Below are 13394 nucleotides of genomic sequence, written 5' to 3'. Positions count from 1 at the left end.
TGCTAGAGGTAGAATGTATAAAGTTCTATGGTAATATTTTAGAAGAAAAGCTGGTTCTCTTTGTGCCTTGATTTAAATACATATCATGTTAATGTTCAATGTTATAGCTTCAGAATTTCAAGAAGTACAAGTATTCAAGTTTAAATACATATCATGTTAATGTTCAATATTAATTTTCCAGGAGGAGATATATTCGCAGCAAGGTTTAAATACATATCATGTTAATGTTCAATTAGGACTAACAAGCACTCAATATGCTAGTGAGTTTAGTTTAAATACATATCATGTTAATGTTCAATACAGAGAAAAAAGGAAAATAGTTATGACATTACTTTGTTTAAATACATATCATGTTAATGTTCAATTTTACTCTAGATTTTATAATTAAGTTTTTTTCAGGTTGTTTAAATACATATCATGTTAATGTTCAATGTGCTACTACTTAGCAGTAACAATTTTAGGCATGAGGTTTAAATACATATCATGTTAATGTTCAATGATGCAACTTGATTAGTTTGGTTAACATCTTGTGGAGTTTAAATACATATCATGTTAATGTTCAATTCTAGAATCAGTTGCCAATTCTCCGTCCTCAGTTATGTTTAAATACATATCATGTTAATGTTCAATTGATTTAACCGCTAAACCTAATAGAATTAATTACACGTTTAAATACATATCATGTTAATGTTCAATTAAGATAGTTAACGATATATTAGAATACGATAAAGAGTTTAAATACATATCATGTTAATGTTCAATAAAATATTTCTATTAATAGTTTGCGTAGCACTTGGTTTAAATACATATCATGTTAATGTTCAATTGATAACATGACTTTAAAAGAAATATTTAATTATTAGTTTAAATACATATCATGTTAATGTTCAATAAAAGGTGAACGAGGTTATTTTTATACACCACACATGTTTAAATACATATCATGTTAATGTTCAATAGGTGGTGCAATAACTTTAATTGGTAGTTCAATTAGGTTTAAATACATATCATGTTAATGTTCAATGCGTAGTACAACGGCTTATGGCACTTTCTCTTGTTAGTTTAAATACATATCATGTTAATGTTCAATTTTAATATAGTATCTCCTTGTAATATTCCTTCACCGTTTAAATACATATCATGTTAATGTTCAATTTTTAACTTCTAAAAAATTATGTAACTCTCTAGCACGTTTAAATACATATCATGTTAATGTTCAATACTTGTAAAATAGCCATTCTTATTTTTTTGTTTTATTGTTAAATATAGTTTTTTCAATGCTTCTATTATTATTTTACCAGTGTTTTAATAAATTTCAATATTCCTTTTTAATACTCTCAAAAACTAGTTATTTAAAGGGGTTAGAAACTTTCTTTTTATTTTATCACTGGTAAAATTTTTGCTTAGATTTATATTATTTAAAATAAGTAGTACTATTAGAGTCCTTTATTTATAATTAATATATCCCATTCCTCTAGCATTTAATTCTAAAATGCCTGTCCCTAAACTCATATATGATAATAGTTGTGCTTTTTCATTATCTAATATTTCTAGCTCTATCTTATCACCTAAAAAATTTATTCCCTTATAGTTAAACTTAATTGGCTTGTTGTTTATAAACTTTATATTACTTATAAGTTCAAAATTTTCACCTATCTCATTACCCATACAAGTATTATATTTTTTTATTAAATTTTTCTTTATCCTATCTTTATATTCATCTAAGGATATATTATTTTTCCAATACCCAAAATCATTTTTCATTATTGCTGGTGTTATTGAATAAAGTTTGTTTATCTTTTTGAATTCCTTTTCCTCAATCGATACTCTTAGTACATTTATACAATTACTGTTTACTTTTCTTAGATTTTCCTTCAAGTAATTTGCTAATTCATTATCTATTGTTCTTATTTGAAATGTGTATATGTAATCCTCTTTATAAATCTTTTCTCTTTCTAGTGGATAAAAGCCATTAAAAACATAATTCTTAAACATATTTTTCTTGTGCATTTCTAAAAACTCTTCACTTTTCCCTAGTGCTAAGTCTAATAAAAAACCTATCTGATTGCTCACGTCTTCTTGCTTTATATTATTATTTAAGTAACATTTAACTGTTAGTTCAAAAACTTTCAACATCTCTATCTCCTATATCTTAATAATAAATTTATTTAAGTTAGCTACATTTACTATATATGTTATAATAAAATCTTTACACCCTCAAAGGACTTAATTAATTCTTATAATTTAAAAATCAATTTTATTCTTAGTACTCTTTCCAATTCATAAATTCTGCTTGTTTTTTAAATTTATCAAAATATGATTTCAAACGCTTTCTTATCTTATCTGATTCTAATGGCTTATCACTAAGTCCAAAGTGGTTTATATCGTTTCTAAGCTTACCTAAATCCATACTAAGGTTAACAAAATCAGTAGGTATTTTATTTTTGCCCATTTTAAGCTTCAACATATTTATTTCATACTTTTCATCCTGACGTAACTTATTGTATCTCCATTCTTCTCCTTCCACCTCTAATAAAGTTTTTACTAGTCTTCTTTTATTATATTTAATATAATCTAGATTAAACTTAATACAAAGTAATACTTTCATAGTTTCATCTAAAGCTGTTATTCCCTGTTGTATTAACCCATTTTTTATACACCAATCTACTGTAGCTATACCTACTCCTACTGGATCTTCATCTTCAAAGAATTTTGTGTCATCTGATACTTTTTCAAGAAGAGGTGTTAATGCCATTGCTAGATTATCATTTTCATTATGTTTGTACTTTTCTATTTTTTTCTTAAATTCATCATGAGCTACTAATATTGATTTTTTACTTCCATCCTTTTTATTTTTAAAATTTATATTTCCTCTGCATGTCATTACTGCATTAGAAAAATCATTTAAAGCTGAAATAGTTTCATTTAAAATATTATCTTCATTTTTGCTTTTAATAGTCAAATTATCATATACATTCATTAAAACATTACTATTCCCTGTGTTTAGCAATGTATTTATACCATTTGTAAAATCCATTATCACATTATACAAAGTTAAGTCAACTATTGGTACTATTTTCAGTGCATCTTTCCCCTGCTCGCCTACTGCAAAAGCTCCATAATATATACCTCTTACTTTTATATTTTTTAGTAATTTAGCATAGTTTAAAATAATCATTAAAAACATTGGAATTGTTCTAAAACTGTTAGTTATATCTACTATTACTTCATCGCCATACTCTAATGAATTAAATATAGTTTCAAAAAGTTCCCACTGTTCATCTGAATTACTTCCAAAAGGAATCATTTTATTATCTGATTTAATTTTTTTTGCCCTTAATCTATCCTTCAAAGTATTTTCTTCATCCCAATGAAGTTTTCTTGATTGTTCTGTAGTAAATATTATAACACTATCTTCTTTTCCCCAATCCTCACAAAATATATTAACTATTGCTTCTTGTATATATTCTGTTTCAAAATTCTTGTTATTCCCCCACGTATATATACATTTTTCATATTTTCCTTTAATACCTGTTCCTAAAACAGAAATAAACTTTTTAGCCATTTTAAATATACTCCTACTTCTTTTTATATCTTTTAGTTGCTTTTAGCTTTTATTATTGGACTGTGTTTTAAACTAATGTTTACTTTTCTTATTTAAGTTAACTCATATAAAATATACTTTTGACAAATCATATTTAGCCCTTATTAATTAATATTCTTAAATTATTACTAATTTAAAACACAGTCCTTTGTTTAATTTTATAAAATCAATTTTTAGAATTTAATTTTTTGCCAATTTAAAACTCTAATTTAAATTTAAACAAATGATTTTTTTAAGACAATTCTTCGATTATTAATAAAAACTTCTTAAAATAAGTTTTTAACTTAGTCTCCATTTTATTAAATGCATTAATTTTTTCTTTTCTCATACCAAAATGGTTTGCATCATTTCTTAAATCTGATATTTGAATCTCTAAAGTTAATAAACTTTCTGGAATTATACCCGAATTAAGAATCTCAATTATTAATTCATAATATTTTTCTTTTTCAGTTATTTCAAACCTTTGACTATTTAAAATTGTATTGCATATTGCTTCTCTATGTTCTTCCTCATACACATCAAAATCTTTATTCAACCTTTTATTTATATAAATACAAGTAAATGTCTTTATTGTTTCTTCTAAAGCAGTTATGCCTTGCTGTATAAAGCCTTTTTTTATACACCATTCAACAGTACTTATACCATTTTTAACAACATCAATATCATCAAAATTCTTTGTTTCTTCTTTTACTTTTTCAAAAAGAGGATTTAACGCCTTTGATAACATATCTTCTGAATTTTCATACTGATTTAAATTCTCTTCCATTTGCTTATAAGCCCAATATATTGACTTATCTTTATCTCCAATCATTATATTTCCTCTACAAGTCATTATAGCTTTTGCAAAGTTATTTAAAGATTTTACTGTCATATTCATATTTTTTAAAGATTTATCATTATTTCTGTAAGCTTGATTATTAATTTCATTACAAAGCTCAGTTAAAATGGTACTATTTCCTGTTTTTAAGAATGTGTTTATTCCATTAGTGATATCCATCAATAAATCATACATTGTTAAATCAAAAATTGGAGTTACCTCAACACCTTCTTCATTTAATTTTCTGTCCTCATATGCTCCATAATATATTCCTAATACCTTTATATTTTTTAATACCTTTGCATAACTTAATATTATTATTAAAAACATTGGAATCGTTCTAAATCCATTAGTTATATCTACTATTACCTCATCTTCATTTTCTAAAGAATTAAATATTATTTCAAAAAGTTCCCATTGTTTTTCTTCATTATCGCCCTTAGGTATCTCTATATTTGAAACGTCTGCATTAATTGAAGATAGTTCTTCACTCAAGCTTAATGCCCCTTCTTCAAGATTACCAAACCAATTATTTTTTTCTGCTTCTTTTGTTGTAAAAACAATTACTTTATCTGTCTTTGTCCAGTCCTTACAAAAAATATCTGTTAGAGCTTTTTGAATATATCTATTTTTAACAATCTCATCTCCATAACAATAATTACAAATACTATATTTACCTGCTCCTAAAACTGATATAAACTTCCTTGCCATTTTATCAATCCTTTCTTTACTATTAAATAAAAATTATCTTATTAATAATTTTCAATTTAATCTCTTATACTTCTTTATACTTTTATATTATTTTTTAAAGGTTTCTGCTAGACTTGATCCACCATAATAACCTTTGTACTCATATGCAGTTCTATTACTATTTTACTTTTTATATGATTTTGAATAATCTCTATTACTGTTTGTCCTATTTCTATTGTTTTTTTGGTTTCTATTATATGAACTTTTATTACCTTTAGAATTACCATTTGAATTATTCTCTTTTGAACCTACTTTATTTTTTACCTTTAATTCTCCATTTAATATTTTTCTAAATTCTACAGCTAATGGTAGTGGTAACAACTTAGAAAATTCATTTTTATCATTAATATTAAAGTCTTTTTTAGGATTTATACTCATGTATCTAACTTCATTCGTATCCTTTTCATGGACTAAGGTTGTTTTAATTGTTATTAAGTCTATTACTGAATGTGACTTATCTAAATCAATTGAGTACTTATCTTTGAAATATGTTTTGTAAGCTTTAATATATTCCTCTTTGTTTATGCACTCTTCAGGTTCGTTTACCATTGAAAAATATTTAAGCTTTAAATTTTCTTTGTAAACCTGTATATTTTCTAAGGATACAGTTCCAAATCCATAAGGTTTTCCAAGACCAATAGTTTCATAAGCCTTTTCATCTACCTTTAATGACCATAATAAAAGTCCTAATTCCTCTTTTTTTAGATTTTTAAAGTTTATTCTTCCTTTAAAAATTGCTCCTTCACCTACTGGCTTTATGTTAATATTTAAATTTTTATTTTTAACTTTATTGTTACTAAGTTCAAAATCCCTTGGCCAGTATTCCTTTATTCCTCTTATTTCAAATCCCTTAGAATTATAATTTAAAATCTCCTTTGCACTTGCTTGTATATCCTGTTTTAAGTAAAGATTATAGGCTGAAGCACTTGGATTTCCCGCAACTATGCTACATGTATTACTTTCTTTTCCCTCTTTTACTAAAGGTGCATCTTGAAAGCTTACTCTTCCCTTAAAACTTTTGTTTTTTCCTTCTTTTAAATCCTTGTTGGCAAATCCAAAAATGCTTTCTAAAAATGAAATTCCCTTTTCATTTTTATACTCATTGCTAACCCCATCTAATATGCTATAAAGGTATGGAATTCTAACATAGGGACTAAATCCAAAGCAATACATTCCATTAAATGAGCCATAAAATAGGGGCTTACCCTTTTTCTTTCCTCTTTCCTCTGGAAGTAAAAAATATGTTCTATGATCCTTTGGTTTCTCATTTGGACTTCTCTTTTTCTTTGTTCTTAAACAGTCGTCTTTATAAAACTCTATATATTTTAACTTGTCATTTTCTTTATTAAATAGTATCTCTGCTTCTTTTTCACTGTGCTTTGGAATAATATAATGAGCTAATTTCCCATCTATATATTGAGAACTCATTAAATATCCTTCATAATGATATTCCCCAGGATTTCCAATATGAGTTATGTTTCTTTTTCCACTTAAATTAAAGGATACTATAACACAATAAGGATGATATTTTCCTTCTCTTGAATTTTTCCCATCATTTTTAATACTCTTTAAAAACCTTTCTTTTTCGCGTTTATTTTCCTTTCCTTTATATTTCTCTTTATTTCGTATAAGCTCTAAAATATCCTTTGTATACATAAAGCTTATGCCCTTAACCTTAGGATTTAGTTTTCTTAAATACTCTTCACTTATTCTAAAATAACTATATCCATTTATGCTTTTTGCAGGTATTATTGAATACTCATTATTACTTTTTTTATAAATAAATCCAGTTTTCATTGTTAAAGGAACTAATATCTTTTCATTATCTTTATCAGTGTTTTTATCATTTTCAGATCTTTTTGGAATCCTCAAAGCATTCCTATACTCCTCTTGACTACTACCCTTTCCAAAGCTTCTATATAAAAACCTTTCATCTTCTATACTTTCAGAAATATTGCTATGGCTTAATATGGCTAAGTTATTTGCAATTACTCCCCTTATACTGCTTCCTGGAATTACTTTCTTTCCCTCTGCATTTTTGAAGAACTCCTTTGCTTTAAAATTATTATGTGAAGTATTTTCTTTACCCTTTGAAAGTTCACTATCACATACTATTGTTGGAGTTTTAGTTTTTATTTCATAATCTATATGACCATTTAGAAGATCTTCTCTCATGTCATTATGCTTTGGAATATCAGAAATTTTCTCATAGGCTACAATAGCTTTTTTAGGTAAGGTAACAAAGTTGTATGGAGCTACACTGTATCCCTCTAGTTTTTTATATGCACACATCTTATTTTCCTCCTTCAAAACTACATGGTTTTACATAAGCTATATAAGCTGTATTGTCCTCATCATATTTAATAATTTTTTGAGTTTTTAATATGCTGTACTTTTTATTTGAAGCAAATCCATTTCTATTTCCATATATACAAGATTCATCATTTATAACCTCACTAGGGTTATTTATAACAACTATATTTCCACTTAATTCTTCCCCATTTACTCTAAGTGCAACTTCCTTAGACTTATTGAAAAATCTTGCTTCAATAATATTATTTATGTTAAACTCCAGCTCCTCTATCTTTCCAAACTGAATTGAATCATAGTTGTAAATAATACCAAATTCTAATCCAAGCTCTTTGTAAATCTCTTTATGGCTTAAAGTTTTATATAAATCCTCTTTTATACGGTTACAACTTAGCCCAAGCTTCTTTAAATTTTCTATATTCAAACTCTTAAACTCATTCATTAGTTTTCTCTCCCTACTAACTTATTTATAAAAGAATCAATTTCATTTACTTCAACCTTACTGTTATCAAAGTTCCACTTAAGAATTGTCTTTTCTCCTTGAGATATAATAAGTTCTTTTCCTCTTATTCTTCCTCTACCAACATTATTTCCACTACCTAAGGATATTTTTCCTAAGGCTATATCTCTAAGAACCATGGCTATTAGTCCAACATACTTGTAATCTTCAGTTCTTAGACTTCCCTTTATGGTAACTGCTCCACTAAAGACTTCCTCATTAAATAAAGCCCCAACTTGTGTTCTGCCTGTAAACTTGTCTATCTTTATTCTCTTGCATATTTTGCTTCTTACATCTTCTATGGTAGAGTCCTTTATTCTAAAATTACTTGCAATATTCTCTTCTTCTTTTTTTCCACCAAATATATTGATGCTTTCTTCACTGTCATAACCTAAATATTTAAGTATTCTTTCACTTTCAGCTCTTATTACTCCTTTTAAGCTTGTCCCAGGTATTATGTAATCGCCATCTCCATTTATATACCCTGTTGCATAAATCTCATCCCCAAACATTTTCTCTGATCCTTTAACCAAAATACTTGTCTTCAATCTTCCTTTTAGCTTGAACTCAAAGAAATTTTCTTCAGTTTTTATTCTACTTAATTTATCTAAATCAACCTTTTCCCCCTTCTTTTCCTTAAGTAAATAATCAAATATATCTTTCTTATCATCAAAGAAAAACTCATCTTTTAATATTTCATTTACTTTAAAAATTCCTGCTCCGCTTGATTTATATGCTCCTAAGAGAATTTCTTCCTTATTTATTGCAATTAAACATGAAATCACTTTTCTATATCTATCTTTCAACTTTTCCTTAGTATCTCCCCAGATTTTTATATTTACATCAAATTTATGCTTTGATGAAACATAGGCTCTTGAAAACTTATTATCACTTGTACCTGTTTCCTTATCTATGGAAGCTGCCTCTCTTATTTCAATACTCTTTAGCGGACAATAACTATCCATGAAGAATATCTTGCTTTTCTCCTTATCTTCTCCAAAATCTTCTTCTATACCTTTTTCATTACAATTATTTAAATACTCTCTAAAAGCGCCAGCTAAAGTAGTACCTGGTAAATATACTTCTCCTTCTTCAAGGGTAATAATAGGCATTCCATTATCATCACCAATATTAAATGGTGTAGTGTTTTCAAGTTGTATTTTTAAATCTATCATATATTTCCCATTATTAAACGCCATTATTTTCTACCTCCCTTAACTTAAGCTTAAAGATTTCTTTTAAGATATTTACCTTAATTTTATTTAAATCGTCTTCTGTTATATCAGAAGCTATTCCCCCTATATTAACTGGTTTGCAATATTTTTCAAATAATTCTTCCTTTGTAATATTTATAAAATCTTTTGTGAAATCTTCTAGTTTTTTATCCTCAATATAAATTTTAGAAAGTGTATTAGCTAAATTCCTATTTATTGTTTTTTGAGTTATATTATAAAAATACCAATCTATACCACTTATAAGTTCAGCTTTGCTTTTTCCTTCTAAACTTTCCATAAGATTAATAAGTTTACCCCACTGACTATTAGGAAGATTATATCTTTTATGCTTTATTGAACCAACTATGTTTAGCACTATTTTAGGAATTTCATTATTAATCTTATTTAAATAAATTCTCTTAGTCATGAGCTTTAATTGACTTTTTTCTTCGTCATTTAAAATAATTCCCTCTGCTTTTTCTGAAAGAATTTTCCCCTTTAAGATTTTTTCAAAATTTATAACTGGAATTAATATAAACCTACCAAAGCCTTCTTGCTTTCTTTCTCCTAAACCTTCCTCCATAAAACTTATAAGATTCTCTTTTAAAAGATTTCCTTTAAATGAATATTTAATTAAACTGCCTGCTTTGATTCCATTTGTTATTGGAAGTCTATATCCCCATTTATTATTAAAACCTGTGAAAATATCTGTATCTATAAAAATTTCTTCTTCAACAGCTTCAGTTATTCCAAGTTTATTCTCTATAAATTTTACATCTGGAGCATTTGTAATTACCCCAAAATCATTTCTTAATATGGCATCAGAAGTGAAAAATAAATAGAATTCATTGCATTTAGAAGAAACTAATTCCTCAAATATGTTTTCTTCTTTTAAATAATTTAACTGTGGATTTTTATTCACTACCTCAATCTTACTTATTTTACATTTCCCATAGCCAGAGCCTCTAGATCCACCTAAATAAAAATTTCCTTTTTTCATTACATTTAAAACTTCCGCCTCATATTCTTCTTTAAACTTTATAATTCCACTAAACTTAGTATTTTTATCTATTGCTTCATATGTGAATAGCTTAGTGTTTTCTTCCTTATTGTTCGGAGTCTTTATATGAATACTTGAAACTTTTTTAACCTTCACAGATTCTATAATCTTATTTTTAAAGTCATAATTTGCAAACTCAATACCCTTAACCTTTTGAAATGCTTCCATGTCATTTCTAGTTATTAACTGCATAACTTCTTTGTCACCAAATCTTTTCATTTCATCTTTGGTAGTGAATAAGTTTCTCATAAAAGGAAGAGTTATCCCTTTTTCTCCCTTTGGATAGGCATTAAAAAATTCTATCTTTCCTTTTAGAAGCATTTCTTTATCTCTCTCATTTAAATCACTTAATCCAGTTAAATTCATATAGTTTGCTATAAAAGCTCCCCTTAAAGCACTACCCTGTATGAAACTTTTAGAAACTTCACTATCTATTTGCACTGAAGTTTGACTTAATTTTAATGGTTCTAAATTTTCTATATCAAAAGAAATATATTTATACATCTAGATAATCTCCTTTCTAAAAGCTAAAATAGATTTTTCCGTTATATCTTTTCCATCTTTATATAAGGAACACTTTACTTCACCTTTACCTCTACTTCTCATCATTCCAATTGATTGTAATCCCCTTAAGGAGGATGCTAAAATCCCCAATTCTTTTTTATTAAGTTCTTTTATGCTTTCTAAATTACAATAAAGAATTAATCCCCTTTTTATTACTCTAGAGCTTCTTAATGAACCATCTATAGCTACTCCATTTTTTAGTCTTGTAAAACTTCTAACCTCTGTTAAGGATTCTAAAACTTCTTCACTATTTAGTTCTTTATTAGAAATTGCTTCTTTAATTATTGCTCTTAAATTTGGACTAATTGTACAGTCTGAAAACTTAAGAGTTTCAAAATCATTCCCAAATTCTACCCCCATTAAATTTTCAAAAATTTTAGTATATTCCTCTGAACCTACGCTATCTAAAAAAGCAGATAAACATTTCATCTCTTCTCTTAAATTACCTTTAAATGTTTTTCCTTTTAAGTATGGTAGTCCTAATTCATCTTTTAAGATTTCATTATCTATAAATTTACTATTTTCTCCACATCCAAAAATACTTTCTGAAAGTAGTTCTATTTTTATTTGAAATAGCTCCATTAAAATTCCTCCTTACTGCTTAGTGATATAAAGAAATCCATTACTTCCATTCCATCTAAAAACAAACATATTCCATCCTCACTAAATCCGAAATTATCCTTAGCATCACTTAAAGCTCCTATATATTCAGGTATTTTGTAGAATTTAAAGAACTTTTCTGTAGCATCTTTACCTTCAAAAAATACATTTTTCATTAACTTAACTTTACTTCTAGCTATTATATCTTTTTCAATGACCTTATTTAAACCTTTTAAACTATTTATGAATGCTCCATATGTTCTAACCTTATTTTCATTACTAATTAATAAAGGCTTCATTGTAAGAATTTCACCATTCTTACTTACATACTGCTCTCTTATGTTATCTAATCCCTCACCACAATCTCCTTGTAAAAACTGAAAATCAATAGCTGATTTGTCTTCATAATTTTTCTCTAGTAAAAAAGTTTTAGCACTTGAACATAATTCCTCTGCTAGTTCATATGCCCTCTTAAATGAGTATCCCTTCTTAGTTATTGCAATACCTGCACATGCACTAAGATTAATATCTTCATATCCAGGAATACTTACTTTTTCTTTTTCTAAATACTCTAACATTACTCTTGCACTTTCAATGGCTATAGATGCATTACATACATAAGTAATATCGTCACCTGCTAGTATTATTGGTCTTAAAGGGAAACTTCTTTTCTCTTCATCTGAATCGTTCTTATTCATAATAATTTCTTTACTTAAATTATTATTTTCATTAATTGCCTTATCTACAACTTTGCACATTTTAAAAAAAGCTTCTCTATACTTTTTGTTTATCTCTTCACTTAAATCACACAAACTTCTCTTATATCTTTTGTTAAATTCCTCTTGAGTTTCTGAGTTACTTTCAGGTATGCCATCTAAAAAGGCTTTTATCTTTTTCCCCATCCCATTTCCATCTATATGAACAACTCCAGTATATTGCTTTCCATTATCTTCAACTAAATCATCTAAGCTTACCTCTAGTTTATAACCACTTGGAATTAATTCTTCAAAATTATCACCTTGTTTCCTATTACAATAATTTCTCTTAACCTTTATCTCATTTGATATAAAATTTCCGTCTCTTTCATCTTTAACTGAACTTATTAGACCTGTTTCGCTACATTTTCTTTCTATTCCAAAACCCATTTGATATAATGCGTTCTTTTTTGTATTTTTCTTTTTATCTAACTTTTTGTAGATTTCATTTATTTTCAATCTCAAATCATCTATTTTAAAATCCATATCAACAGAAGTTATTAAAAGCTCTAATCCTGGGTAATTTTTCAAAATATTGAAACTCAAATTTTTTATAAAAGTATTAGCCTCCTCTTTAGTTTCAAAATAATAAATAGTTTTTCCTCCACCTTTTGTTATAAAATTTTCTTTCTTTAAATATTCATTGTAATAATCCTCTGAAAAGTCCTTAATAATAAGCGAAGCACCTATAGCATCCTTAAGCTTATTGCTATTAAAAATATATGTTTGCTTTTTACCTAATTCCCACAACACTAAACTTCCCATCTTATAACACCTTCTTTCCATTTTTAATTTCAATATTATTTTACCATTGACTCATATTTTGTTAAAATATTACTTTAAATTTTCTAAAAAAAATTAGATATCCCTGTGTAAACAAGGTTATCTAACAAAATTTTACATATATATATTTTTTTGCAACTTCAATTGTGGTGATATAAATATATGCATGAGAAAGTAATTTGTAATAGATTTAAAATACATATCATGTTAAGGTTCAATAGCAGAAGGTAATAAAATTAGTATTTTAAGCCATGGGTTTAAACACATCTTATGTTAAAGTTCAATTATAAACAAGATAAAAAAGATATTTTATTGCCTTTGTTTAAATACATCTTATGTTAAGGTTCAATGCAGCTTGAAGTTATAGAAAAGCTTAAGAGAGAAACGTTTAAATACATCTTATGTTAAGGTTCAATAAGTTCGTATTCTATTGAGAAT

General features: G+C 26.7%; 9 protein-coding genes and 2 CRISPR repeat arrays (1 of these 11 cut by a window edge). All 9 genes read right to left on the bottom strand.

The genetic code is table 11. The features are described 5' to 3' along the window. Positions 1-70: 70 nt before the first annotated feature. Positions 71-1221: direct repeats of the CRISPR family, unit length 30 nt; unit sequence GTTTAAATACATATCATGTTAATGTTCAAT. Between the two features lie 225 nt (positions 1222-1446). The 9 genes from ACQZHJ_RS06570 to ACQZHJ_RS06530 all read right to left on the bottom strand — a co-directional run bounded on the left by ACQZHJ_RS06570 (position 1447) and on the right by ACQZHJ_RS06530 (position 12938). Further along, positions 1447-2136, bottom strand: a complete 690-nt coding sequence (locus ACQZHJ_RS06570; RefSeq protein ID WP_430484746.1) for a CRISPR-associated endoribonuclease Cas6 — start codon at positions 2134-2136, stop codon at positions 1447-1449. A gap of 127 nt (positions 2137-2263) precedes the next feature. Further along, on the bottom strand, positions 2264-3565 hold the full coding sequence (gene csx2 / locus ACQZHJ_RS06565) for a TIGR02221 family CRISPR-associated protein (RefSeq protein ID WP_430484745.1): 1302 nt from the start codon (positions 3563-3565) through the stop codon (positions 2264-2266). A 271-nt stretch (positions 3566-3836) separates the two neighbouring features. Then, positions 3837-5132 (bottom strand): TIGR02221 family CRISPR-associated protein, encoded by a 1296-nt coding sequence (gene csx2, locus ACQZHJ_RS06560; protein ID WP_430484744.1) that lies wholly within the window; start codon positions 5130-5132, stop codon positions 3837-3839. 162 nt (positions 5133-5294) lie between these two features. Further along, positions 5295-7463 carry a TIGR03986 family type III CRISPR-associated RAMP protein gene (locus tag ACQZHJ_RS06555; RefSeq protein WP_430484743.1) on the bottom strand — a complete coding sequence of 723 codons (2169 nt, stop codon included), beginning with the start codon at positions 7461-7463 and terminating at the stop codon, positions 5295-5297. Position 7464: 1 nt separating this feature from the next. After that, the gene (locus ACQZHJ_RS06550) at positions 7465-7923 is read right to left on the bottom strand and encodes a hypothetical protein (RefSeq protein WP_430484742.1); all 459 of its coding nucleotides are present in this window, start codon (positions 7921-7923) and stop codon (positions 7465-7467) included. Then, complete coding sequence (locus ACQZHJ_RS06545) at positions 7923-9179, bottom strand: RAMP superfamily CRISPR-associated protein (protein ID WP_430484741.1); 1257 nt, start codon at positions 9177-9179, stop codon at positions 7923-7925. The genes ACQZHJ_RS06550 and ACQZHJ_RS06545 overlap by 1 nt, the downstream gene beginning before the upstream one ends. After that, a complete protein-coding gene (locus tag ACQZHJ_RS06540; protein WP_430484740.1) occupies positions 9169-10758 on the bottom strand; it encodes an RAMP superfamily CRISPR-associated protein in 1590 nt (529 codons plus the stop codon). Before ACQZHJ_RS06540 ends, ACQZHJ_RS06545 begins: the two co-directional genes overlap by 11 nt. Then, positions 10759-11400, bottom strand: coding sequence for an RAMP superfamily CRISPR-associated protein (locus tag ACQZHJ_RS06535; RefSeq protein ID WP_430484739.1), 642 nt, complete (start codon positions 11398-11400; stop codon positions 10759-10761). It lies immediately after the preceding gene. Then, complete coding sequence (locus tag ACQZHJ_RS06530; RefSeq protein WP_430484738.1) at positions 11400-12938, bottom strand: hypothetical protein; 1539 nt, start codon at positions 12936-12938, stop codon at positions 11400-11402. The genes ACQZHJ_RS06535 and ACQZHJ_RS06530 overlap by 1 nt, the downstream gene beginning before the upstream one ends. Positions 12939-13145: 207 nt before the next feature. Continuing rightward, a CRISPR array of direct repeats spans positions 13146-13394; the repeat unit is 30 nt (it continues 1005 nt past the right edge of the window).

It is taken from the genome of Clostridium sp. B9, from assembly GCF_050509515.1.
In the GTDB taxonomy this organism is placed as follows: domain Bacteria; phylum Bacillota; class Clostridia; order Clostridiales; family Clostridiaceae; genus Sarcina.
Note: the sequence above shows the minus strand (reverse complement) of the source record. Positions and strands in the feature narration are given on the sequence as shown.

Bases quoted from the DNA above. Each gene is read 5' to 3' on its own strand.
- ACQZHJ_RS06570 (WP_430484746.1), bottom strand. From the start codon at position 2,136: ATGTTGAAAGTTTTTGAACTAACAGTTAAATGTTACTTAAATAATAAT.
- csx2 (WP_430484745.1), bottom strand. From the start codon at position 3,565: ATGGCTAAAAAGTTTATTTCTGTTTTAGGAACAGGTATTAAAGGAAAA.
- csx2 (WP_430484744.1), bottom strand. From the start codon at position 5,132: ATGGCAAGGAAGTTTATATCAGTTTTAGGAGCAGGTAAATATAGTATT.
- ACQZHJ_RS06555 (WP_430484743.1), bottom strand. From the start codon at position 7,463: ATGTGTGCATATAAAAAACTAGAGGGATACAGTGTAGCTCCATACAAC.
- ACQZHJ_RS06550 (WP_430484742.1), bottom strand. From the start codon at position 7,923: ATGAATGAGTTTAAGAGTTTGAATATAGAAAATTTAAAGAAGCTTGGG.
- ACQZHJ_RS06545 (WP_430484741.1), bottom strand. From the start codon at position 9,179: ATGGCGTTTAATAATGGGAAATATATGATAGATTTAAAAATACAACTT.
- ACQZHJ_RS06540 (WP_430484740.1), bottom strand. From the start codon at position 10,758: ATGTATAAATATATTTCTTTTGATATAGAAAATTTAGAACCATTAAAA.
- ACQZHJ_RS06535 (WP_430484739.1), bottom strand. From the start codon at position 11,400: ATGGAGCTATTTCAAATAAAAATAGAACTACTTTCAGAAAGTATTTTT.
- ACQZHJ_RS06530 (WP_430484738.1), bottom strand. From the start codon at position 12,938: ATGGGAAGTTTAGTGTTGTGGGAATTAGGTAAAAAGCAAACATATATT.